This window comes from Algoriphagus algorifonticola (genome assembly GCF_007655305.1).
In the GTDB taxonomy this organism is placed as follows: domain Bacteria; phylum Bacteroidota; class Bacteroidia; order Cytophagales; family Cyclobacteriaceae; genus Algoriphagus; species Algoriphagus algorifonticola.
Window position 1 is genome coordinate 1 of record NZ_VLOG01000054.1, and the last position, 24519, is coordinate 24519.

The 24519-nt window shown below is 41.3% G+C and carries 24 protein-coding genes; 17 read left to right on the plus strand and 7 right to left on the minus strand.

What is annotated here, in order from left to right; all coding sequences use genetic code 11:
- Positions 1-91 precede the first annotated feature (91 nt).
- From FL972_RS14650 to FL972_RS14660, 3 genes are all read left to right on the plus strand, one after another.
- The gene (locus FL972_RS14650; RefSeq protein WP_144602280.1) at positions 92-1102 is read left to right on the plus strand and encodes an IS30 family transposase; all 1011 of its coding nucleotides are present in this window, start codon (positions 92-94) and stop codon (positions 1100-1102) included.
- A gap of 66 nt (positions 1103-1168) precedes the next feature.
- Positions 1169-1375, plus strand: coding sequence for a hypothetical protein (locus FL972_RS14655; protein WP_186300124.1), 207 nt, complete (start codon positions 1169-1171; stop codon positions 1373-1375).
- Positions 1376-1473: 98 nt separating this feature from the next.
- On the plus strand, positions 1474-3111 hold the full coding sequence (locus tag FL972_RS14660; RefSeq protein WP_144606404.1) for a M28 family metallopeptidase: 1638 nt from the start codon (positions 1474-1476) through the stop codon (positions 3109-3111).
- A 40-nt stretch (positions 3112-3151) separates the two neighbouring features.
- Here the strand turns inward: FL972_RS14660 and FL972_RS14665 are convergent, their stop codons facing one another.
- The gene (locus tag FL972_RS14665; RefSeq protein WP_144606406.1) at positions 3152-3379 is read right to left on the minus strand and encodes a hypothetical protein; all 228 of its coding nucleotides are present in this window, start codon (positions 3377-3379) and stop codon (positions 3152-3154) included.
- A 247-nt stretch (positions 3380-3626) separates the two neighbouring features.
- On the opposite strand from FL972_RS14665, the gene FL972_RS14670 reads away from it, so the two are divergent.
- From FL972_RS14670 to hisIE, 13 genes are all read left to right on the plus strand, one after another.
- On the plus strand, positions 3627-5039 hold the full coding sequence (locus tag FL972_RS14670) for an anthranilate synthase component I family protein (protein WP_144606408.1): 1413 nt from the start codon (positions 3627-3629) through the stop codon (positions 5037-5039).
- Complete coding sequence (locus FL972_RS14675; protein ID WP_144606410.1) at positions 5036-5602, plus strand: anthranilate synthase component II; 567 nt, start codon at positions 5036-5038, stop codon at positions 5600-5602. Before FL972_RS14670 ends, FL972_RS14675 begins: the two co-directional genes overlap by 4 nt.
- A gap of 121 nt (positions 5603-5723) precedes the next feature.
- Positions 5724-6734, plus strand: a complete 1011-nt coding sequence (gene trpD / locus FL972_RS14680) for an anthranilate phosphoribosyltransferase (RefSeq protein WP_144606412.1) — start codon at positions 5724-5726, stop codon at positions 6732-6734.
- A gap of 9 nt (positions 6735-6743) precedes the next feature.
- The gene (gene trpC, locus FL972_RS14685; protein WP_144606414.1) at positions 6744-7562 is read left to right on the plus strand and encodes an indole-3-glycerol phosphate synthase TrpC; all 819 of its coding nucleotides are present in this window, start codon (positions 6744-6746) and stop codon (positions 7560-7562) included.
- On the plus strand, positions 7562-8200 hold the full coding sequence (locus FL972_RS14690; RefSeq protein ID WP_144606416.1) for a phosphoribosylanthranilate isomerase: 639 nt from the start codon (positions 7562-7564) through the stop codon (positions 8198-8200). Before trpC ends, FL972_RS14690 begins: the two co-directional genes overlap by 1 nt.
- A 12-nt stretch (positions 8201-8212) precedes the next feature.
- Positions 8213-9391 (plus strand): tryptophan synthase subunit beta, encoded by a 1179-nt coding sequence (trpB, locus tag FL972_RS14695; RefSeq protein ID WP_144606418.1) that lies wholly within the window; start codon positions 8213-8215, stop codon positions 9389-9391.
- An 81-nt stretch (positions 9392-9472) separates the two neighbouring features.
- Entirely contained in the window at positions 9473-10246 is a 774-nt protein-coding gene (trpA, locus tag FL972_RS14700) for a tryptophan synthase subunit alpha (protein WP_144606420.1), read from the plus strand.
- A gap of 87 nt (positions 10247-10333) precedes the next feature.
- On the plus strand, positions 10334-11353 hold the full coding sequence (gene aroF / locus FL972_RS14705; protein ID WP_144606422.1) for a 3-deoxy-7-phosphoheptulonate synthase: 1020 nt from the start codon (positions 10334-10336) through the stop codon (positions 11351-11353).
- Positions 11354-11717: 364 nt separating this feature from the next.
- The gene (locus tag FL972_RS14710) at positions 11718-12506 is read left to right on the plus strand and encodes a phenylalanine 4-monooxygenase (protein ID WP_144606424.1); all 789 of its coding nucleotides are present in this window, start codon (positions 11718-11720) and stop codon (positions 12504-12506) included.
- 168 nt (positions 12507-12674) lie between these two features.
- Complete coding sequence (gene hisH, locus FL972_RS14715; RefSeq protein WP_144606427.1) at positions 12675-13271, plus strand: imidazole glycerol phosphate synthase subunit HisH; 597 nt, start codon at positions 12675-12677, stop codon at positions 13269-13271.
- A 144-nt stretch (positions 13272-13415) separates the two neighbouring features.
- Complete coding sequence (hisA, locus tag FL972_RS14720; protein WP_144606429.1) at positions 13416-14129, plus strand: 1-(5-phosphoribosyl)-5-[(5-phosphoribosylamino)methylideneamino]imidazole-4-carboxamide isomerase; 714 nt, start codon at positions 13416-13418, stop codon at positions 14127-14129.
- A 189-nt stretch (positions 14130-14318) separates the two neighbouring features.
- Positions 14319-15074 carry an imidazole glycerol phosphate synthase subunit HisF gene (gene hisF / locus FL972_RS14725; protein ID WP_144606431.1) on the plus strand — a complete coding sequence of 252 codons (756 nt, stop codon included), beginning with the start codon at positions 14319-14321 and terminating at the stop codon, positions 15072-15074.
- Positions 15075-15300: 226 nt separating this feature from the next.
- Complete coding sequence (gene hisIE, locus FL972_RS14730) at positions 15301-15903, plus strand: bifunctional phosphoribosyl-AMP cyclohydrolase/phosphoribosyl-ATP diphosphatase HisIE (RefSeq protein ID WP_144606433.1); 603 nt, start codon at positions 15301-15303, stop codon at positions 15901-15903.
- Here hisIE and FL972_RS14735 read toward each other — a convergent pair.
- The 3 genes from FL972_RS14735 to FL972_RS14745 form a co-directional block, all read right to left on the minus strand.
- Positions 15900-17141 carry a glutamate-5-semialdehyde dehydrogenase gene (locus FL972_RS14735; RefSeq protein WP_144606435.1) on the minus strand — a complete coding sequence of 414 codons (1242 nt, stop codon included), beginning with the start codon at positions 17139-17141 and terminating at the stop codon, positions 15900-15902. The genes hisIE and FL972_RS14735 overlap by 4 nt on opposite strands.
- Positions 17134-18216: a glutamate 5-kinase gene (gene proB, locus FL972_RS14740; protein ID WP_144606437.1), complete on the minus strand. Its 1083-nt coding sequence runs from the start codon at positions 18214-18216 to the stop codon at positions 17134-17136. The genes FL972_RS14735 and proB overlap by 8 nt, the downstream gene beginning before the upstream one ends.
- A 120-nt stretch (positions 18217-18336) precedes the next feature.
- Positions 18337-19197 (minus strand): geranylgeranylglycerol-phosphate geranylgeranyltransferase, encoded by an 861-nt coding sequence (locus FL972_RS14745; protein ID WP_144606439.1) that lies wholly within the window; start codon positions 19195-19197, stop codon positions 18337-18339.
- A gap of 150 nt (positions 19198-19347) precedes the next feature.
- Here FL972_RS14745 and FL972_RS14750 point away from each other — a divergent pair, with 150 nt between their 5' ends.
- Positions 19348-20718, plus strand: a complete 1371-nt coding sequence (locus FL972_RS14750; protein WP_144606441.1) for a Gfo/Idh/MocA family protein — start codon at positions 19348-19350, stop codon at positions 20716-20718.
- 90 nt (positions 20719-20808) lie between these two features.
- On the opposite strand, the gene FL972_RS14755 is transcribed toward FL972_RS14750, so the two are convergent.
- Genes FL972_RS14755 through FL972_RS14765 form a run of 3 tightly spaced genes read right to left on the minus strand, consistent with a single transcriptional unit; the run spans position 20809 to position 24389 of the window.
- On the minus strand, positions 20809-21699 hold the full coding sequence (locus tag FL972_RS14755; RefSeq protein ID WP_144606443.1) for a glycoside hydrolase family 17 protein: 891 nt from the start codon (positions 21697-21699) through the stop codon (positions 20809-20811).
- 38 nt (positions 21700-21737) lie between these two features.
- Complete coding sequence (locus FL972_RS14760) at positions 21738-23183, minus strand: glycoside hydrolase family 30 protein (RefSeq protein ID WP_144606445.1); 1446 nt, start codon at positions 23181-23183, stop codon at positions 21738-21740.
- Positions 23184-23219: 36 nt separating this feature from the next.
- Complete coding sequence (locus FL972_RS14765; protein WP_144606447.1) at positions 23220-24389, minus strand: glycoside hydrolase family 17 protein; 1170 nt, start codon at positions 24387-24389, stop codon at positions 23220-23222.
- Between the last annotated feature and the right edge of the window lie 130 nt (positions 24390-24519).

Genomic DNA, 24519 nt, shown 5'->3' on the forward strand with positions numbered 1-24519 from the left:
CCCAGATTCAAGTAATAATTGCAACACTAATAGTTTAAGGAAGGAAGCCTAGGCTTCCTTCCTTAGGCTGAATAATTAAATTAGTGTTGACATGCAAAAATTCAATCAGCTCAGCCTAGAGCAAAGATATCAAATCGAGGTTTTAAACAAAGAGGGATTCAGTCAAACTGCAATAGCCTGTCGGGTCGGCGTACACAAAAGTACCATCAGTAGGGAACTGAAAAGAAACACTGGGAAACGGGGACGTAGTGCAGGAAATTACTCAGCACGCATAGCAATGAACCGGGCTCAAGAACGCCATAAATACAAACCCAAACACAGACGGTTTACCGAGGTAATGAAGGAGCAGAGCAGAATCTGGCTGGAAGATGAAAAACTGAGTCCGGAACTGATTGCCGCCAGGTGGAGAGTCAATGGCCAACCGGGAGTGTCCCATGAGACCCTCTACCAATGGATCTGGCTGGCAAAAAAAAGTAACCATTGGCAGTTCAGGAAGGATAGAGGATTATACAAACATCTCAGACACGGTAAAAGAAAACGTAAAAGAGGTAATTACAGGGATTCCAGAGGACTGATCAAAGAAAGAGTTTCCATTGAAAAAAGGCCTCCCGTAGTGGAGCAGAGGCAGCGGATCGGTGATATTGAAGTGGATCTGATGATGGGTAAAAACCATCAATCGGCACTTCTGGTACTGGTAGACCGGGCTACTTTAATCACCACGTTGGAAAAGTTAGAGGGTAAGAACGCCGATGTCATTGAACAGAAAATAACCAGAAGAATCGAACGGATTGGCGCCTCATTTTTTAAGTCAATCACGTTCGATAATGACAAAGCCTTCGCAAACCACCATCGAATCAGGGATAAATTCAACCTGCCAACCTTTTTTACAAGGCCCTATACGTCTCAGGATAAAGGAACGGTGGAAAACAGAATTGGATTGATCAGGGCTTTTTTACCCAAAGGAACAGACCTGAATCAGTACTCGGTGGAACAAATTCAATCCATAGAATTAAAAATCAATAACAGACCCGTTAGAAAGTTTGATTACCTTAGTCCATTACAAAAACTCAAACAAAAATTAGGTGTTGCATTTATGAATTGAACACGGCATACCCTCATTGTGCTTGGATTGATTTTAATCCTTAGTTCTTGTGCTGAATCTCTGCCTTTGGATGATTGCCTAGATTCTGAAAACTATGGCTTTTTCGGAGGTTTATGGCATGGAATCATAGCACCCATCAGTTTTGTTCTCAGTATATTTTTTGATGATATAGCCATGTATGCAGTCAATAATTCAGGCGTTTGGTATGATCTAGGTTTTGTTTTAGGAGCTGGAATTCTCTTTGGTGGGGGAGGAAAGGCAAGCAGTAAATAAACAGCCTAGAGAATCCAGGAAACAAATTCCCTATATTGGATATCATCTTTCATTTTTGGAAGATATCTAAAGTTTGAACCATAAATAAATTAAAACCCATGAGATATAAATTTCTATTCTTGATTACAGGCATAGCATTAGCCGTTTCCTGTAACTCCCCTCAAAAGGATTATCAGTTTACTACTTCGGATATCGAGTCTCATATCGATACACTTTCCTCTGATTACTTTTTAGGTCGCATGCCTTTCACAGAAGGAGAGGAAAAGACCGTGGCTTACCTGGTCAACGAATTTCAGAAAATAGGTTTGGAGCCCGGAAATGGAGATTCCTACATTCAAGAAGTACCCATGGTATCTATTTTGACCCAGCCATCAGAAACCATGGAAATACAATCTGCCAAAGAAAAAATTTCCTTAAATGGCTTGCAGGACTATGTTTTTTGGACCCAAAGGACAGACTCAGCGGTCAGTTTTCAGGATGCCGAAATGGTATTTGCCGGATTTGGGATAGTAGCTCCTGAATACGGTTGGGATGATTATAAAAATATTGATGTGAAAGATAAGATCGTTGTCGTGTTGGTCAATGATCCAGGGTTCGGAACAGAAGATGCATCTTTTTTCAAAGGGAATACCATGACTTATTATGGAAGGTGGACTTATAAATATGAAGAGGCCATCCGTCAGGGAGCTTTGGGATGTTTGATTGTTCATAATACTATCCCAGCTGGTTATGGATTCAATGTGATTCAAAACTCTTGGAATTCATCCAAGCTTTATTTGGATGATCGCGGAAAGGAAGGGTATAAGTTGGCATTTGAAGGCTGGGTTACTTTGCCTACTGCCAATAGGCTTTTTGAAATGGCAGGTTTGAACGAAAGAGAATTGCTGGCAAAAGCGAGAAAACCGGACTTTCAGGCAATTCCATTAAATCTCAAGGCAAGTTCTTCTTTGAAGGTGGAGGCAACCTACAATACTTCCCAAAACGTGGTCGCTAAATTGACAGGTGAACAAAATCCGGATGAATACATTGTTTATACTGCCCATTGGGATCACTTGGGAGTGGGCAAACCTGATGCAAGTGGAGATAGTATTTATAATGGGGCTTTGGACAATGCATCTGGTACGGCAGCACTTTTAGCCTTGGCAAAAGCATTCAAAGAATCCAAGACTCCTAATCGATCGGTGATTTTCTTGGCGGTAACCGCAGAGGAACAGGGACTTTGGGGTTCTGCTTATTATGCTCAAAATCCGATTTATCCTCTGGAAAAAACTGTGGCCAATATCAATATGGATGGAATTAATCCCTATGGCAAAATGAAAGATGTTTCAGTAATAGGAGTTGGGCAGTCTGAAATGGAGGAATTATTAGATGTGGAATTAGAAAAATTAGGGCGTTATTCTGCGCCGGAACCTAATCCGGTTGCTGGTTATTATTTCCGCTCAGATCATTTCAATTTTGCTAAAGTTGGAGTCCCTGCTTTGTATTTTCATACAGGTATCGACCATGTAGAAAAAGGGAAAGAGTATGGAAAAGAGCTTCAGGATCAATATACAGCTGAATATTATCACAAGCCTTCAGATGAATATGATTCCAGTCGATGGAATTTGGATGGTGCCGTTGACGATGTACAACTTCTATACAACATCGGACAAAATCTGGCTAATTCTAATCAATGGCCAGCTTGGAAACCCGGCTCCGAGTTTAAGTCTATTAGGGAAGGATATATGAAGAAGTAAAAAAACATAAAAACCCCAAGCAAATTGTTTGGGGTTACTTTTATGACTTTGCCAATAAAAGCTGAAACTCCAAGGGGCTGCAAGTCTGAAACTCATCCTCGGCAAGATCTTCGAAAATTTCCTCGTCGAATTCCATTTCCGTCTTTTCTACCTTTCCATCCGGATGTAAAATCAACTCTGTTCCGGTAAAATCGGAGGGATTGACCATCACCAAAACTTGATAATCGTCAAAAATCCGCTTGAAATATTGTGCGATTGCCTTTGCCATTTTTTTAAAAATTAAATTTTCTTCAAAATTAAGTTGATTTTTTTACAAATGGATTTTGCCTTTTGCTTTCCATCCCTAAATTTGCCAAACGATATGAAAACGATAGCAAACAAATACTGGTGGTGGCATTTTGAATCTTTCCCGGGGAAAGCACAGAAAGCCCTTGCCTAAAATTGAATGCAAGAAGATATAATTGGCTTACTGGACTTCCCGGTAAGCCTTTTTTTATGCCAAAATTTAACCACGAATGAACCACGTAAAATTTCCGATTTTAACTACTTACCGCAAAAGGCTGGCGGATACCATCACCCCGGTAAGTATTTATTTACAAATCAGGGATAGATTTGCCAATCCGATTTTATTGGAAAGCTCTGATTATCATGGGCAGGAAAACAGCTATTCCTATATCTGTTTTAACCCATTGGCCACTTTTTCATTCAATGCCGGAAAAGTACAGGAAAAGCTACCTAATGGAGATGAAAATCATTACGAGGTAAGCTCCCAAAAGCCTTTGATGGATTCCCTAAGAGCATTTGGAAATAGATTCGACCCTTCTCCAGATAAATTTAAGTTTAGTACCAACGGACTTTTTGGCTACATACAATACGATACAGTGGGCTGGTTTGAAGATATTAAACTCGAGAAGACCCAAGAATCAGAAACTCCGATGATGCATTATGCCATGTATCAAAACATTATCGTAGTGGATCATTATAAAAATGAATTGCACTTATTTGAGCATAGAGTTCCCGGAGCTGAAAACCCGGAATATTTGGAGGAAATCGAGCAGCTTCTGAACAATAAGAATATTCCTGCCTACACCTTCAAAAAAATAGGTGAAGAAGTATCAAATTATACAGATGAGGAGTTTTTGAAAGTTTTGAATCAGGGAAGGGAACATTGCTTCCGTGGGGATGTATTTCAAATTGTAGTTTCTAGAAGATTCACTACTGAATTTAAAGGGGATGAATTTAATGTGTATCGGGCACTCCGTTCCGTCAATCCATCGCCTTATCTTTTCTATTTTGATTATGGTTCCTTCAAGGTTTTTGGCAGCTCTCCGGAGGCCCAGATCGTCGTCAAAAATAAGAAAGCAACCATTTTTCCTATCGCAGGTACTTTCAGAAGGACTGGGAATGATCAGGAGGATGCTGCTTTGGCGAGAAAACTATATGACGATCCAAAGGAAAATTCTGAACATGTCATGTTGGTGGATTTGGCTAGAAATGATCTTTCCAGATCTTCGGATGTGGTCAATGTAGATGTTTTCAAAGAGATTCAATATTACTCTCATGTGATTCATTTGGTGTCCAAAGTTACGGGAGAGTTGCCTGATGGAGCCAATCCTCTTCAGCTGGTAGCGGATACTTTTCCTGCAGGAACCTTGAGCGGAGCGCCTAAATATAGAGCCATGCAATTGATAGATCAGCTTGAGAATGTGAGTCGACAGTTTTACGGTGGAGCTATCGGTTACCTAGGATTCAATGGAGACTTCAATCATGCGATTTTAATCCGCTCTTTTGTCTCCGAAAACAATCAATTACGATTTCAGGCAGGTGCAGGAGTAGTAGCCAAGTCTTCCATTCCATCAGAATTGCAGGAAGTGGCGAATAAGCTGGAAGCATTGAGAGTAGCACTTAGAGCAGCAGAACAGATATGAAAATCCTGGTACTCGATAATTACGATTCCTTTACGTATAACCTGGTTTATCTGGTTAGAAAGCTGGGTTATGGAGCGCAGATGGATATTTTCAGAAATGATAAAATCAGTCTGGATGAGGTGGATCAATATGATAAAATTTTGCTCTCTCCGGGTCCTGGTGTTCCATCTGAAGCCGGGATTATGCCGGAGCTATTGAAAAAATATGCTTCCAGTAAGTCTATTTTGGGAGTGTGCCTGGGACATCAGGCGATAGGTGAGGCCTTTGGAGGCAGTCTGATTAATTTGTCCGAGGTGCTCCATGGAGTTTCTTCTCAGGTAAAAACTCAGAAGGACTTGCTTTTCGAAGGAATCTCCGATACTTTTAGTATTGGTAGATATCATTCCTGGGTAATAGATGAATCCACCCTTTCTCAAGACCTGGAGGTGATTGCCCGTACACCCGATCAACAGATCATGGCCGTGCGACACAAACAGTTTGCCGTTCGTGGAGTTCAGTTTCATCCTGAAAGCATTCTGACTGAACATGGCACTCAAATCATTAAAAACTGGCTGGAATCTTGATAATCAAGGTTTTGATCCCCAAATAATATTGCTATGAAATGCCCATGAGAATAGCTCCTCACGCAAGGGAATGATTAATCAGGGCATTCCATCTGACCATAAAAAATTAAATTATAAACAGATGAAAGAGATACTCAATCTCCTTATTGAACATAAAACATTAACCCAGGCTCAGGCCCGAGAGGTATTGAAAAATCTGGCTTCAGGTGCTTACAATTCTTCTCAGGTAGCCTCTTTCATGACCGTGTACTTGATGCGCTCCATTACTGTGGAGGAGTTGAAAGGCTTTAGGGAAGCCATGCTCGAGCTTTGTATTCCGGTTGAAATCTCTGAATACGATGCCATGGACCTCTGCGGAACAGGTGGGGATGGGAAGGATACATTTAATATTTCCACCTTGTCCTCATTTATAGTAGCCGGAGCCGGTCAAAATGTTGCCAAACATGGAAATACCGGTGTTTCTTCCATCTGTGGTTCCTCTAATCTACTAGCTTATTTCGGCTATGATTTCACCAATGATATCAGCGAAATCAGAAGATCGCTGGATGAAGCAGGGATTTGCTTTTTGCATGCCCCGCTTTTTCATCCGGCCATGAAAAATGTTGCCCCGATCAGAAAAGAATTGGGTGTCAAAACGTTCTTCAATATGCTGGGACCAATGGTTAATCCTAGTTTTCCGAAAAAGCAATTGGTGGGAGTTTTTAGTCTTGAGCTGGCTAGGTTGTATGCATACCTCTATCAGGAAAGCGAAGCCCAATTTTCCATCTTACATGCATTGGATGGGTATGATGAAATTTCTTTGACTGGGGATTTTAAAATGATATCCAATTCGGGAGAAAAACTCTTTAAGCCAGAGCAAATAGGTTTATCCAGATTGAAGGCTGAGTCTATCAAAGGTGGAGAGACGGTAGAAGAATCCGCTAAAATCTTTGAAAATATCTTGAAGGGTAAAGGAACCAAAGCCCAAAACGAAGTGGTTATTGCCAATTCAGCTGCGGCTTTAGTAACCGCTGATTCTAATTTATCCTTCCCAGAAGCCATTGCACAGGCAGAGCAGGTCTTGCTGAGTCGTAAAGCCTTGGAGGTTTTCAAAAGTCTGGTCAATCCTAAAACCTCAATTTCATTCGCTTAATAATTGAATATGAATATTTTAGAAAAAATTATCGCAGATAAATATAAAGAAGTAGCCGAGCGAAAAAGCTTGGTTCCTGTCAAGCTTCTGGAAAAGAGTACCTTTTTCGAGGGAAAAGTAGTTTCCATGAAAAAGTATGTCACCCATCCGGAAAAGTCTGGGATTATATCAGAGTTTAAAAGAAAATCACCTTCCAAAGGAATGATCAACGGAGCTGCTTCTGTGGAAACCGTCAGTATCGGTTATATGCAGGCGGGAGCTTCTGCTTTGTCCATTTTAACAGACAAGGATTATTTCGGAGGCAGCAATGAGGATTTGAAAATTGCGAGGAAGTTCAATTTTTGCCCTATTCTGAGAAAGGATTTCGTGGTAGACGAATATCAGATCATTGAAGCAAAATCCATCGGAGCTGATTGTATCTTATTGATTGCGGCTGCTTTGGAACCTGAGAAATTAAAGTCCCTAGCCTACTTTGCTAAGAGTTTAGGCTTGGAAGTACTGCTGGAAGTACATGATGGAGATGAGTTGGCTCAAAGTATCAATGATGGAGTAGATTTGATTGGGGTGAACAATAGAAATCTAAAGACTTTTGAAGTCAGTATTGACACCTCACTCGAGTTGGTTGATAAGATTCCTTCTTCATTTATCAAGATTTCAGAAAGCGGAATTTCGGATCCTAATACGTTGATAAAATTGAAGAAAGCAGGTTTTGATGGATTTTTGATTGGAGAAAATTTCATGAAATCCAGCAGACCGGAGCAGGCTGCTTATAATTTCATCAAGGATTACCAGAAATTGGCTTCGGCTACAGAATTTCAGAAAGCTTAATGGAGATCAAGGTTTGTGGGATGCGGGAAAGTGAAAACATCCGGGGTTTGATAGCAGAAGTCAGACCGGATTGGATGGGGTTGATATTCTATCCCAAATCACCCAGGTATGTAGAGGATAGTCTCGCACCTCAAATCTCTGAAATGAATGTTCCCAAAGTAGGGGTATTTGTTAATGAAAGCATCCCTGAAATTTTGGAGAAAATAGTGAAATTTGACTTGGCTGCCATCCAGCTTCATGGATCGGAATCGCCCGAATTTGTGGAAGAAATCAACTCCAAGACTGATGTTGAGATTTGGAAAGTGGTTTCGGTTGGGGAAGAGCTGGATTGGGAAGATTTAAAACCTTACGCTCCTCTAGTGGACAAGTTTCTATTTGATACAGCTACCAAAGCACATGGGGGTTCAGGGAGAAAATTTGATTGGAAGTATTTGGAAACTTATCCCTTCAACAAAAGCTTCTTACTGAGTGGAGGAATAGATCAAGACAGTGCTAAGGAGATCTGGGATTTGGCAGAAAAAGTTCCGCAATTAAAAGGGGTGGACCTCAATTCCAAATTCGAAATTAGTCCTGCCTTGAAGGATATAGTAAAACTGAAAGAATTTAAACAAAATCTGCTTTCTGAAAAGAGAGCATAACCTAGAGAAGATATGATCAGAGTGGACGAAAAGGGCTTTTATGGCAAGTTTGGGGGAGCATATATTCCTGAAATGTTGCATCCCAACATCGAAGAACTTCGCGATAATTATGAGGCCATTGTAGCTTCAGAGGATTTTCAAAAGGAGTTTCAGATGCTGTTAAAGGATTTTGTGGGCCGTCCTACCCCTTTATACTTTGGATCTCGTCTTTCTGAGAAATACGGGGCAAAAATTTACCTGAAGAGAGAAGACTTGTGCCATACAGGGGCACATAAGGTCAACAATACCATAGGGCAGATTATTCTGGCCAAAAAGCTGGGCAAGAAAAGGATAATTGCCGAAACAGGAGCAGGTCAGCACGGAGTGGCAACTGCTACTGTTTGTGCTTTGATGGGAATGGATTGTACTGTCTACATGGGTGAGCTGGATATCCAAAGACAGCGCCCGAATGTGGAGCGTATGAAAATCTTGGGAGCTAAGGTGGTTCCGGCAACTTCAGGTTCTAAGACATTGAAGGATGCCACCAACGAAGCTATGAGACAGTGGATTAATAATCCTGTAGATACTCATTACATCATAGGCTCTGTTGTAGGACCGCATCCTTATCCGGAAATGGTTGCGCGCTTTCAGTCCGTGATTTCTGAGGAAATCAAGTGGCAATTGAAAGAAAAAGAAGGAAGAGAAAATCCTGATGCAGTTATAGCATGCGTTGGAGGTGGATCCAATGCTGCAGGTGCTTTTTATCATTACTACAATACTCCGGAGGTTCGCCTGATTGCTGCTGAAGCCGCTGGATTGGGTGTGAGTTCCGGTAAATCCGCCGCCACCACAGCCTTAGGTACCCCGGGGATTTTACATGGATCCAAAACTTTATTGATGCAGACGGAAGATGGGCAGGTAGTAGAGCCACATAGTATTTCTGCTGGCTTGGATTATCCTGGAATAGGTCCCGTTCACGCTCATTTATTTGATATCGGACGAGGAGAATTTGTGGCTGTGGAAGATGAGGATGCCATGAAAGCAGGGATAGAGCTGAGTCGATTGGAGGGAATTATTCCTGCGATCGAAACAGCCCATGCACTTCATGCTCTGAATATGATAGAATTCCGTAAGGATGATGTAATAGTGATCAATCTTTCAGGAAGAGGTGACAAAGATCTGGACACTTATATCAAGTGGGGGAATTATTGATTCAAGTCGGATGTCAGATGACCGATGTATATCAGCAATACTCATCGGACATCGGACAAGGGACATCAAACAAAAAAATAAATGAACCGAATACATAGTTTATTCAAAAACAAACAGGAGCGGGTACTCTCCATTTATTTTACAGCCGGATTTCCAAAACTGGAAGATACCTTGTCCATCATGGAAGCTATACAGGCAGGGGGAGCAGATATTATTGAAATCGGTGTTCCTTACTCTGACCCAATCGCGGATGGCCCTACCATCCAGGATAGTAACCAAATTGCCTTGGAAAACGGTATGAGTTTGAAAAAGCTTTTTCAGCAATTGGAAGGCTTCCGTTCTAAAATTGAATTGCCGGTGGTATTGATGGGATATCTTAACCCGATCATTCAGTATGGCATGGAGGCATTTTGCAAAAAGTGCCAGGAAGTGGGAATCGATGGATTGATTCTTCCCGATCTGCCGATGCAGCAATATTTGGATGAATTCAAATCTGTATTTGAGCAATACGGATTGGTAAATACCTTTTTGATTTCTCCCCAAACTTCTGAAAAGCGAATCCTTGAAATCGATCAGAATACAGATGGCTTTATCTATATGGTATCATCTCATTCGATTACAGGAGCCAAGAGTGGGATCAGTGAGGAGCAAATTTCTTACTTCAAACGTGTTCAGGAGATGGGACTTAAAAACCCTCGTCTGATTGGTTTTGGTATTTCAGATGCAGAAACCTTCTCCACCGCATCAAAGTACAGTCACGGAGCAATCATCGGTTCTGCTTTTATCAAAACTGTCAAAGACTCAAAAAATTTAAATCAAGATATCCAAGCTTACCTTCAATCTGTTCTGAATTGAAAAATTGCCTAATTCTAAAATCACCTTTCAATTAAACATGATAGCTCCGAAGTCTCGTAAATCGAACTTCGTAAATCAAAAATCGATATGATTATTCAATTACAACCCGATATTTCATCCAAGCAAAAAGAGACTTTAATAGAAAAAGTCAATGGAATCGGATATAAGACTACAGAAGTAAAAACACAATTGGGAGATTACCTGATTGGAATTGGTAAAAATGAATTTGATATCCGCAAAATCGGCCAGCTCGATGGCATCAAGGATATCCATATTGTATCAGATGAATATAAGCTGGTCTCAAAAAAGTGGAAAGCCAAGCCAACATCAGTGGATTTGGGAGATGGAGTGTTTATTAAGGATGGGGAAATGGCCATCATCACCGGTCCTTGTTCCATAGAGTCAGAAGAGCAAATTCGAAAGGTAGTTGCCCATTGTGTAGAGAATGGTATTCGAATGATGCGTGGAGGTGTGTTTAAACCAAGAACTTCTCCCTATGCATTTAGAGGGATGGGAATTGATGGATTGAAGTTATGGCATGATATCGCTTCCGAGGCCGGAATCAAGATAGTGACCGAGGTCATGCAGACTTCTCAAATCGAGGAAATGTACCCATATGTGGATATTTATCAAGTGGGTGCCCGAAACTCTCAAAACTTCAATTTGCTTGATGAGTTGGGGAAAGTAGATAAAGCTGTGATGATCAAGCGTGGGATTTCCGGGACCATCGAGGAGCTTTTGCAATCTGCTGAGTATGTATTTTCAGGAGGAAATGAAAAATTGATTTTGTGTGAAAGAGGGATCAGAACTTATGAAAAGGCATCCAGAAATACATTGGATTTGAACGCGATTCCTATTTTGAAAGCCAAGTCCCATCTTCCAGTGATTGTAGACCCTTCTCATGGAATTGGAATTCGTTCCTATGTGCCGCAAATGGCCTTAGCAGGTGTAATGTCTGGAGCGGATGGTATCATCTATGAATCCCATGAGATTCCTGAAAAGGCCTATTCCGATGGACAGCAAACCTTGGATTTTGCGCAAAGTGCACGATTGGCTGCGTGGATTCGGGAAAGTTTTGCGATGCGGAAAAGGTTTGACCTCTTGTAAAATAATTTGCTTGGAATCTATCAAATTGTGTAAATTCGAGGCATAATTTAAAATCGTGAATCCAACACCAAGAACCTACGTACATCATTCTCATTATCCTCTCCAATGAAGGAATAGGAATGTTATGGTTTTTTGGTAACATATAAATAAGCCTATTCCAATTCTGGGGTAGGCTTTTTTGTTTAAAAGCTCATGTGAGCTAAGCTGCTTTTCCGAAAGAATCTTGAAACATGATCAGTTATGAATCCTGCTTCAGGAGATGCAGGATGGCAGAATACCAGGTATCAGGATAACTGAAGTTAGCAGGTTGGGAAAACTTAAAATCAAGGAATAGAGTTAGAAAATATATAAACCCGAATATAAAATGACTGATAAACCAAAAGACTGGGTATTTAGCGACCCGAGATTACAGGATCTCAAACAGGATTATGAGGCATACACCGAGGAAGACTTTAAAGTCTGGAAAATCTTATACGAAAGACAGATGCCAAATCTGCCTAAAGCAGCTTCACAAGCTTATTTGGATGGGGTAAAAATTGTCAATTTCACAGCGGATAAGATCGCAAACTTTGAAGAACTGAATCAAATCTTGAAAGATACCACCGGTTGGGCAGTGCAGGTGGTTCCTGGATTGATTGACGATGATTTATTCTTTGGTTTGTTGAATAACAGAAGATTTCCTTCTTCCACTTGGCTTAGGAAAATGGAGCAGCTGGATTATCTGGAAGAACCTGATATGTTCCATGATGCTTTTGCTCATATGCCTATGTTAACTAATCAGCATTATGTGGATTTCTTGGAAAAACTTTCAGGAATTGCATTGAAGCACATCGATAATCCTTGGGCGATTCAGTTGTTGAGTAGGATTTATTGGTTTACCATTGAGTTTGGCTTGATTAGAGAAAATGGGGAGCTTAAAATTTATGGTGCAGGGATATTGAGCTCCAAAGGAGAGACGAAATTTTCCTTGTCCGATGAACCTGCTCATTACCCATATGATGTCAAGCGAATTATGAATCAGGAATACTGGAAAGACAAATTCCAGGATAAATATTTTGTCATCGAAAGCTTTGAGCAACTCTACAATTCCATTCCTGAAATTGAATCGGTTTTGGAGGAGATGCTGACTAAAGAAGCGAGAAGCGAGAAATGAGAAGTGAGAAGCTAGAGAAGAGAGGCTAGAAACGAGAAAAAGAAATTTTGTCTGATAGCCGATCTGATTACAGAAATAAAATACTTGGCTTTAAATAAAACAGAAATCAAAATGTTGGAAGATTAGAGATTGATGGATTACTTCCGTCTCCGGTCTTCCTTCTTACTTATGAAAATAGCCGTAATCAAATACAACTCCGGCAATGTACAGTCGGTCTTGTATGCATTGGAGCGATTGGGAGCAAATGCCGAGCTCACAGACGATCCTGAGAAAATCTTAAAGGCCGATAAAGTCATATTTCCAGGTCAAGGAGAAGCAAGTACAGCGATGACTTATTTAAAGGCCAGAAAGCTGGATCAACTAATTCGGGAAATCAAGCAACCATTTTTGGGTGTTTGTTTGGGTTTACAGTTGCTTTGCGAGCATTCAGAGGAAAATAATACTGATTGTCTTGGCATTTTTCCGGTGAAGGTCAAGCGTTTTATCCCTGAAAATTCTCAGGAATTTAAAGTTCCACATGTGGGTTGGAATGAGTTGGAGAATTTGGCTGATAATCCTTTACTGAAAAGTTTGCCAGATACCCAGTTTTTGTACTATGTACATAGCTACTATGCAGAATTGAGCGAGGCGACGATTGCTACCACTCATTATATCCATGATTTCGCGGCGATTCTCCATCGGGATAATTATTGGGCCATTCAAGCCCACCCAGAGAAAAGCAGCACCGTTGGGGAGAAGCTACTTTCTAACTTCTTAAGTATTTAAACTAAATTATGATTTACGACGTCTTTCTTTATATCAGCTGTATTTTACAAATGGATTCCTGCTTGATATAAGGATTGAGATTCCTTTTCACCTCGTAAATCTTATTTCGTAAATCGTCAACACGCTCAAATCTTTCATTCTCCTATGTACATCATCCCCGCAATAGACCTTATAGATGGAAAGTGCGTTCGCCTTAGTCAGGGCGATTATAGCAGCAAAAAAGAATACCACGATGATCCTGTTGAAATGGCCAAGCGTTTCGAAGACGCAGGCATCCAAAGACTTCACTTAGTAGATCTGGATGGAGCGAAAGCCAAACGCATTGTCAATGATCAGGTGCTGTTGGATATCACCCAAAAAACCAGTCTCAAAGTGGATTTTGGAGGTGGAGTTCAAAGTGAGGAGGAAATTGAAAAAGCCTTTTATCTGGGCGCTTCTCAAGTGACTGGAGGTTCGGTAGCTGTGAAGAAGCCTGAGATGTTTAAATCCTGGCTCATCACTTATGGGCCCGAAAAACTCATTTTAGGAGCAGATGCAAAGGACCGAAAAATCGCCATTCACGGCTGGGAAGAGACCACTGAGCAGGATTTGATCCCTTTCATTCAGTCTTATTTTCAATTGGGAGTTCGCTATGTGATCTGTACTGACGTAGCAAAAGATGGCTTACTTCAAGGCCCTTCTACGGATTTGTATAGAGAGATTTTGGAAGAAATGCCAGACTTGAAACTGATAGCCAGTGGAGGAGTTTCATCAGTCAAGGATTTGGAAGAGTTGGAAAAAATCGGAGCCTATGGGGCAATTGTTGGAAAAGCCTATTATGAGGGAAAGGTGAGTTTGGAGGAAATGGCAGCCTTTTAATGTATGATTTACGATTTTGGATTTACGACTTCAATTGGACTTTAATCCTTTAATCAGTAATCTCAACCTTGAGTTTCTAGGTTTGAGGTTCCTTAAAATCTCGTAAAACTTCATTCGTAAATCGTAAATAAAAAAAATATCGAACACCGAACTTCGAATGAAGAATAATGAAGTTTTGAATACTATAAAATGTTAACAAAGAGAATTATCCCCTGCCTTGATATCAAAGACGGACGAACTGTCAAAGGGGTGAATTTTGTCCAATTGCGAGATGCAGGGGATCCGGTGGAGTTGGCGAAAGTCTATTCTGAGGAGGGAGCTGATGAACTGGTGTTTTTGGATATTACAGCTACGGTCGATAAGCGAAAAACTTTGGCCGAGTTGGTGACCAAAGTTGCCATGGCGATCAATATTCCCTTTACAGTTGGCGGAGGGATTTCTACAGTGGAAGATGTGAAAGTCTTGCTGAATGCAGGTGCCGATAAGATTTCCATCAATTCTGCAGCTGTCAAAAATCCAAGTGTGATTGATGAAATGGCACGGGAATTCGGATCTCAATGTATTGTGGTGGCAATCGATACCCGTGATGTAGATGGAACGGATTATGTGCACACGCATGGGGGAAGAAAGCCGACCCTTTTGCAAACGCAGAAATGGGCAAAGGAAGTAGCTGATAGAGGAGCAGGTGAAATTTTGCTTACTTCCATGGATCATGACGGAACCAAGGCAGGTTTTGCGAATGAGATTACGGCTGAGATTTCATCAGCCTTATCAATTCCTGTGATTGCATCCGGAGGTGCGGGAACCATGCCGCATTTTAAAGATGTGTTTACCTTTGGAAAAGCAGATGCGGCTTTGGCAGCCAGTATTTTCCATTTTAAAGAAATTCCGGTTCCGAGCTTGAAGGAATATTTGATTGGGGAGGGAATTTCAATTAGAAAATAAGATAAGCTTCGCTAGATAATTTCAAAGATAGGCTTCGCAAGATATATGCAATTTAGCCCTTGATCGTTGGTCAAATATCTTATCCGCGATAGCGGATTTATCTTCCAGTATCTGCGCAGCTATCTTTTAAAAATCTGGGTTTTATAAGAAAAATCAGAATTTTCAAAATATAGTATAGTTATAACCAAAACCCTCGAGGTTTTGAAAACCTCAAAGGTTCAAGAATATGAAAATAGATTTCAATAAAATGAACGGCCTAGTACCAGCCATAGTCCAAGATGCTATTTCCGGTAAAGTCTTGATGCAGGGCTTTATGAATGAGGAAGCGCTGGCAAAAACACAAGAGACTGGAAAGGTGACTTTTTTCAGTCGTAGCAAAGACAGGTTGTGGACCAAAGGAGAGACTTCAGGGAATTTTATGGAGTTAGTTTCGATGAGTGTCGACTGTGATGGAGATGCTGTTTTGGTCAAAGCCAATCCTCAAGGCCCTGTTTGTCATACCGGTTCGGATACCTGTTGGAATGAGGAAAATTCTTCCAAAACCGGTTTCATCGATCAATTAAGAGCCATTATCAAGGATCGAAAAAATAATCCTTCTGATCAATCCTACACGGCTTCTCTTTTTGCCAAAGGCATCAATAAAGTGGCTCAAAAAGTAGGGGAGGAAGCGGTGGAAATCGTGATTGAAGCCAAGGATGACAACAAGGAGCTATTTTTAGGGGAAGCAGCGGATTTGCTATTTCACTATCTCGTTCTTTTGGAAGCCAAAGGTTATGAATTGGATGAAGTGATGGAGGTGTTGATAAAGCGGCACTCAAAAAAATCCTAGTTCCTCACCTGCCCATTTCCCCTTATCACCCACTTATAGCTAGTTAATTCTTTCAAAGCCATAGGCCCTCTGGCATGTAGTTTTTGGGTGGAAATTCCGATCTCAGCACCGAGTCCAAACTGCGCCCCATCTGTAAAAGCCGTGGATACATTAGCATAGACAGCTGCTGCATCCACTTCCAATAAAAACCGCTCGATGTGCTCTTGATTTTCAGATATAATCGCTTCTGAATGTTTGGAAGAATAGATCTGGATATGTTGTAAAGCCTGCTCCAGATCATTGACGGTCTTTATGGCTAGCTGTAAACTCAAAAATTCTGTTCCAAAATGTTCCGGCTCCGCTGGGTGAATTAAATCAGATTGGTCTAGATACTGAAAAGCCTGCTCATCTGCATAAATTTTCACCCTACTTTCCAACAAAGGCTGAATCAACTTATTCAGGTTTTTCAACTGACTTTGATGAATAATCAAACAATCCAAGGAATTGCAAACGCTGGGTCTTCGGGTTTTGGCATTGTGGATGATGGGCTTGGCCTTTTCCAAATCAGCTGTTTCATCCAAGTAGGTATGAACGATTCCGGCACCTGTTTCAATGACCGGAACTTTGGCATGCTCTCGCACAAAATTGATTAGACCTTGAGAACCTCTCGGAATCAAAACATCTACATAGCCAACAGCTTCCAGAAGTGCCTTGGTCGCTTCTCTATCTGCCGGTAAGAGTTGAAAAGCCTGAGTTGAAATCTCATGCTGCTCCAACACCTCATGAATCAGAGAAACTATGGCTCGATTGGAGAAATCTGCATCCGAACCCCCTTTGAGCATCAGTCCATTTCCGGATTTTAGGGCAATGGAAAATACGTCAAAAGTCACATTGGGCCGGGCTTCATAGATAATTCCAACTACTCCCAGAGGCACACTGACTTTCTCGAGGTAGAGTCCATTTGGAAGCATTTTTTCCTCCAATTTGAGATGGAGAGGAGTAGGTAACTGGCTGACTTGAAGAATTTCAGAGGCGATGCTTTCTATCCGTGATTGATTGAGAAGCAAACGGTCGTACATCGGATTTTGAGGATCCATGCGTTCCAAATCCCTCTGATTTTCAGCTAAAATAAAATCAGTTTTCCTGATAGCCAATGCTGCTAAATCCTTCAAAATTGACTGGATTTTTACGTCAGAAAGCCTGATCAATTCTAATGAAGCTTTTTTAACAGATTCAAAAATAGGGGAGTACTCAGTCATGATCGAATAAATAGAGATAATTATAATGAATCAGCGCTTTTTGTTTTTTTTGGCCAAGCTTTTCAGTTGCGGATTTGGATGAATACTCTGCTCTTCCTAAGCCTACTTTTTCACCCTTTTCATCACGAATCAGCAAGATATCACCTTTAGTAAATTCTCCTTCTAACTTGGTGATTCCAATAGGCAAAAGGCTTCGTATGACATCGGAAGTCAAAGATGCTTTGGCACCGGAATTAATGAAGACTTCCCCTTTGTAATAATGCGCGCCATGGGCCAGCCATTTTTTGGGAGCTTGTTTTTTCTTTTTGGGTTCAAACCAAGTACATCGCAATTTTTTATCCGTAAAAGCCTGCAACACTCCATTTTTCTTCCCGTTGGCAATGATGACCTGAATGCCCAAATCTGCCGATTTTTTAGCCATGGCATATTTGGTTAGCATACCACCCCGACCAAAGGAAGATTTGGTAGCGGAGATATAGCTAGAAACTTCCGGCGTATCAGAAGCTATTTTTTCGATCAGCTCTGAGTCGGGTTCAGTGGGATTTCCGGTAAAGATCCCATCTACATTAGTCAGCAGCATGAGGGTGTCTGCATTAATCATCGCAGCGGTCAAACTGGCAAGCTCATCATTGTCGGTGAACATTAATTCCGTAATTGTCACGGTATCATTCTCGTTGATTACCGGAAGGATTCCCTGCTGCAACAAAGCTTCAATGCAGTTCTTCATATTTAGGAAATGCTTTCGGTCTCGAAAGTCCTCTTTGGTGACCAAAATCTGAGCGATTTGAATTCCTTTCTTTTCGAAATATCCTTGATACTGATGTATGAGCCGGATCTGTCCTGTAGCCGCCCAGATCTGTTTTTTGAAAACGGGATTCACCCTTTCTGGTAAGACTACAGTTTGTCTCCCAAATGCTACAGCTCCTGAACTGACCAACACGACTTTTTTGCCTTGCTTTATTAATCCACTGATCTGAGCGACCATATGCTTCATCCGCTCCAAATCAGGCATGCCATCGGACTGGGTAAGTACGTTGGAGCCTATTTTGATGACGATGACCTTGGAATCTAGCATATTTTAGAAAATATGCATGAAATTAAGGGTTTTGTTGCAGAAACGCTAAGGCAAGAGCTGTCTGTTTGAGAATTGAAAAATTAGGCTTTATAAAAATTTATCCTTAAAAAGTTGATGAGGCTATAAAAAAGCCATGCTCATGGTTCCTACCAGCATCAATATTTTTGCCCAAGTACTGAGTTGGGTGAAGTGGTCTTTGCGGTCCGCTAGGTATATTTTTCTCATAAACCATACAAAGGCAATCCCTAGACCTCCAAAGTAATAGAATAACTCCTGCTTGTTGATTTCGAATGTGATAATTAGGATGGCAGAGACAAAACAGAGGGCAACAATGAAAATCACCTGCTTGGTCTTTCGGAATCCAATGACAATGGGAAGCGTACGACAACCATGTTTTCTATCTCCATTTCTATCTTCAATGTCTTTGAGAATTTCCCGGATCAGATTCAAAAAGAAGGCAAAAATGGCATAAGTCAAGACCAATAGTTCGTTTTTCTGGTAATAAAAGGCAACCAGATAAACTGAAAGTCCTGTCAGAAAAGCAACGGTTAAATTTCCGATAAAGGGCTCTCTTTTGAGTCTGTTGCTGTATAGCCATAGTAAAAATGCGGCCACGAAATTAACAATGGCAATTCTAGGTGCTACTAAGAGGCCCAATCCTATGCCTGTAAAATTGAAAAGGGTATGGAGAAAAATCACTACTCTTCGTTTGATTCCCTTTCCAACGATTACTTCATTCGGTCGGTTGACATAATCGATTTTTACATCGTAATAATCATTGATCATGTAGCCGGCAGCCGTAATCAAGAGTGTCGCCAAAATCAATAAATACAGTCGATAATCCTGAAGAACCGGTAAACCTTGGGGAGTTCTTTCTATCAGGAAATATGCTGCCATCAGCTGGGCGAAAGCAACCATGAGCAGATTGATGGGTCTGCTAATCCGGAAGAGTCCCCGGATGGATATCGTTCTGTTCGTCATGGTTGAATTCATTCCCTCAAAAATACAGGAAAAGGAATCTAAACAGCGATTTGTGGCTTTAACAAATCAAGAAAATCGATTCCGTAATTTTTCACTGCAGTTTTTTCTTTATTCATTAACTTAAAGAGTCAATTTTTAAACCCAAAACCTATGTCTAGTTCAGCCAATCAATCCAGAAGAGATTTTATGGCCTTGTCCGGAAGTTTACTGGCCGGTAGTTTTCTTATCCATCCTGTAGCTCAAGCTTTAGATTTGGTTGGGCCAAAGGAAGGAAAAATGAAATTAGCCCTGGTAGGTACTGGAATCAGGGGCACGACCATGTTTGGGAGGGATGTGCTTAGATTTTATGGGGAATTGGTTGAATTTGTCGGGCTCAGTGATATCAATCCAGGAAGATTGGCTTATGCAAGAAAGTTTATTGGAGCTAACTGCCCTATATTCACGGATTTTGATCAAATGCTGAAAGAAGCAAAGCCTGATGTCTTGATCGTCACTACCATGGACAGCACCCATCATGAGTTTATTATCAAAGGACTGAATGCTGGTATTCATGTGATTTCGGAAAAGCCGATGACCACGGATGAATTTAAATGTCAGGATATTCTGGATGCAGAGCGGAAGTCCGGCAAAAAGTTAATTGTGACTTTCAATTACCGCTATTCTCCTCATCGACAAAAACTGTATGAGTTATTGAGAGCAGGTGAAATCGGAGACTTGACCTCGGTAGATTTTCACTGGTATCTGGATGTGTACCATGGAGCTGATTACTTTAGAAGATGGCATAGAAAAAAGGAGTTTGGAGGTACTTTACTTGTTCATAAGTCTACGCATCATTTCGACCTATTAAACTGGTGGATCAATTCGGATCCCGAGGAGGTTTTTGCTTATGGTTCCTTAGAGTTTTATGGTAAAAAAGGTCCATTCCGTCATACTACTTGTAGGGGATGTCCTCATGCCAGCAATTGTGATTTTTATTGGGATATCACAAAGAATGAGCATCTGGTGAATTTATATCCCGAAAATGAGCAATATGACGGATATCATCGGGATGGCTGTGTTTTTCGTGAAGATGTAGATATCTACGATAAAATGGCCGTTCAGATCAAGTACAAAAATCAGGTCCAGGTCAGTTATTCTTTGACCACTTACTCACCCTATGAGGGTTATCGAATTGCCTTCAATGGTACCAAGGGGCGCTTAGAAGCTTGGATCAAAGAAAGACAGCCCTGGGAAGAAGTCGACGCAGATGAGATTCATTTGACCAAAAATTTTGGGGAGAGGCAAATCATTACCATTCCACATGGAGGTGGAGGACATGGAGGTGGAGATACTCGATTAAAGGATAAACTCTTTAAGGATCCATCCATGGCCGATCCTTGGAGGCAATCTGCGGGTAGTCGGGATGGTGCAATGTCTATCTTGGTTGGCATTGCAGCCAGAAACAGTATCGAGAGCGGAAAGCCTGTGAAGATAGCAGACCTGACGGATATAGAACTGAAGGAGACAGGTAGGGGGGTCTAAAGTTTAAAGAGCAGGAGCCATTTAGGCTGTTTTTAAGAAAAGCTGCTTGGAGGATTTATAATGAAGTTCCAAGCAGCCAGTAATTTGACCTCAATATTTCAGCCTTTCGTCTTTATCCCAAATTCCCCAGAAAGCTCCCACATCTCCCTCTGCGCCTACTTTCCAGGATTCATCAAATGAAGAGAAGTAGAATAATTCAATATTCTCTTCTTTAGACCATTGCTGGGCATTGATGAAATATTTGATGGCATTTTCGGTCGATGGAACAGCCCCTCTCAGGCTGGTTCCCTGATCAGGCCATCCTGTCTCTGTGATGATCACCCGCTTTCCTTTACCTGCATTGCTAGCTATGCGATACATTTCTTTCATATAAAGCAAGGAATGCTCTAAAGGACATCCCTCCCAAAAAGGATAGCAATTCGCCAAAATAAGATCACATGCTTCGGATACTTCCGGATGATCTTCAAATTCATAATAAGCATCCACATAGCCTACAGGTACATCTTTCTGGATTTTACTTTTGACCTCTTGAATATGCTCCAGTAATTCATCTACAGTCAAATCACCACGGTATAGTACTTCATTTCCTACGGCAGCAATATCAACTAGACCCTCATTCACCAATTCAATCAAATTGGCAACCTCTTTGGCATTGGTTTTAGGATTGTCACCCAACCAGGCACCAACCATCGTTTTGATACCCATTTCCCGTGCAACTTTAGGGATAAGCTCATTTCCTTCGGTGGTGGAGAAAGACCTGATCCATTGAGTATGCGGCTTTAATACCTCTAGTCTCTTTCTGATTTGCTCTTCTGTGAGTTGATCTCCAGGTTTTTGACCTTCTACATAAGGACTTGCACAAAACCCATGAACTCCGTCTTTCAGTTGATTTCTTAAGGTTTGCTTGAGTTCTTCTAGGGATTTGTCGGATAAATCAGAGGAGGCGAGGGAAAGAAATTTTTCTTGTCTAAATGATGGCATGGAAAGGGTAAATTAATTGTTCGATAATTTGAATCAGTTTAAGTGGTTTTTGTTTGGTCGGGGCCAATAATAATGCTCTGAATGGCAGCAGGACTGATGGAAAAAGTGGTTTTATAGTCAGCTATTTCAAGGTTTACAGCAATCTCAAATTGGTTTTGGTTTAATACAACTAAGACCAGAGAACCATCCTCGTTTTTCGCAGCGGTCGCTTGAACTTTATCTTCTGAAACATTCACCTGAATGATTTTGGATCCTGGCCGGATAAATTTACTAAAGTGGGCCAAAATATAATAAAGTGGGGTATAATATACCTCATCTGTAGAAGGATCCACGATCACAGGTGCCGTGCACCAGTTATTGGCCCAGTTGGGCCCGCCTTGTCTATCCAGAACCATATTCCAGTCTATCCATCCATCTACCCAATTATTAAAGCAGCCTATGATATCGACGGCGTACCGATACACAGGTACATATTGGGGGTGTAAGTATTTCTGATTTTCCGGAGCCCAAAGCCAACCCCAGTCTTTTGCTTCCTTGCTCCAATACCAGTCGTCATCCTGCCACCTAGGAACCTCCGCATCGACACAAGCTTCGGTTTGAATAAGGAATTTATCCGGGGCCTTATGATGGGCGTCTTGCAAGGCCTCCGGAAAGACTTCATAGGTGCTTTCATACCAGTGAACTGCCGTGCCGGAGAAGTATCTGGAGGAATCTTGGTTCGCATACATGACTTCTACCCATTCTTTCAATCCATCCCGGTTTTGATCATAGCCCAAAATCTTCACATGATTCCATCCCTTGCTTTCCAGATTGGGACCAAGGTGAAAACGAACAAAATCAGTCATTTCCTGTGGACTAAAATGCATACTCTCCCAATTATTGCCATTGCCATGAGGTTCATTTTCTACAGTTAATCCCCATATATCAATTCCCTCATCCTGATAGGCTTGGAGATATTTTTCAAAGAAATCTGCCCAGACTGGATAGTATTTAGGTAGCAATTTGCCCCCCACCCAACTCTGATTATCCTTCATCCAGGGAGGTGCAGTCCAGGGAGAAGCGATGATTTTGAAACCTTGCTTGGAATAGATTTTTGCCTCTTGAATCATAGGGATCAAGGCTTTCTTGTCCCTTTCAATGGAAAAATTCTGAAGACTCTCATCCCCGGCATTGGAATCGTAAGAGTATTGGCTTAGCGAAAAGTCACAGGAATTAATATGTGTTCGAGTCAAGGAATAGCAGGAGCCTTCCTCGCTGAAATATGCTGTGAGAATCTCGCGTCTTTTTCCTTCACTCATCTGAGCAAGAAGATGCGCGGAAGCTTCCGTAAAAGAACCTCCAATTCCGGTGATAGTCTGAAATTCTATTTCTGGATTGAGTGTGACCTGAATCGTGATCTCTGCGTCCTCGAATTGGTCGACTTTCTCCAGCTTTCTACCTTGAGCGGAGGTTTCAAATACCTGAATTGATCTATTTTGAAGCATTGAGTATAGCAAATTGAAAATCAGAATAGGCTTGGGTTACAAGTGCTCGTTTGGGGGAGGGATCATGGCAGCTCTGAGAGCTAATTCAATATTCCCTTTTTTGGTCTGTTTGAGCGGTTTCCCATCACGGGTTAAACCCAGGAAAACTCCTGCTTCAAACTGATCCCAAAGCGCAGCTTTGACCTTCCCGTCCACGGTGATCAGGCCAAAGTGATTTTCAGATCCTTGAGGGTTTCCTGAATCTTTCCAAGGTTCGTCAAAGGCTTCAAAATAGAAACAGGAAATCCCTTGGCTATTGGTCCAGTTTCTCATTTCCTGGTAGTAAAGCATTTCTTTGTACTCATCGCATGCTCGGGATCCTTCCAATCCATAAAATCCATCCGAACTGCTGGCCCAACCGGTTTCTCCTATGTGTACGGGTTTTCCAGGGGCAATTTTTTCCACATAAGCCTTCACTTGCTGATATTGCCCTATAGCAAAGTCTCGTGCTCTTTGCATGGCTTTTTCCAGCTTTTCTTTTTTAGGGAGCTTTTTCTCCGAGGGACTGATTCCCCAAAATATTGGATGATAGTGGGTATTGTGCATGGGGTAAGTGTGCATGGAAACAAAATCCACTTCCTGAATCAGCTGATTGAGCGCAGCAGTATGGTAAAGTGGATCTCCACCACCCCAAGAGGAAAAATCGTCAGAGGAGGTGATCCAAAGCTCCGATGAGATTTGCTGTTTATTCTTCAGGTTTTGTAGGTGATTGACCCATTTCAAGATTACCTCCGGCTGTACATAATAAGATTCGGCCCATTTGACCATGGCTTCATTGCCTACTGCAATGATTTTGACGATATCCGGGTATTCATTTGCCAGCTCTACGCTTTTGGCAATTTCAACCTGATTTCGTTCGCTTTCCTGAAAATGATCAGGTTGCTTATCCGTCCAGGCATTTTTGCAATCGATCCATGCTCCCAACATAACATACATTTCAAAGCCTTGTTTCTCCTGATTTAGCTCAGAAATGGCTTTGAGCACATTTGAAGCATGAGGTAAGTGTACATTGTAAGTTCTCAGAAGGCGTATGCCCATAGCATGAAGAATGAGTAAATCTTCTTTCAGCTGAGTTACGGTAGGCTGAATGCTTCTGGAGTTCTTTCTATACCCTCCATAGGATATTGCGAGGAAATCCGGGTTTCCTAGTATGTCTTTTGCAGTCATTCAATGACAGTAATTATGTTTTTGGATAGTGGGAAAAGCAAATAAAATAAATCTGAGAGGTTTATATGCGATATCTGGAAAAATCTAATGCAGGAGTTTTAAGATTTGGAATCAAAATAATTGTCATAAG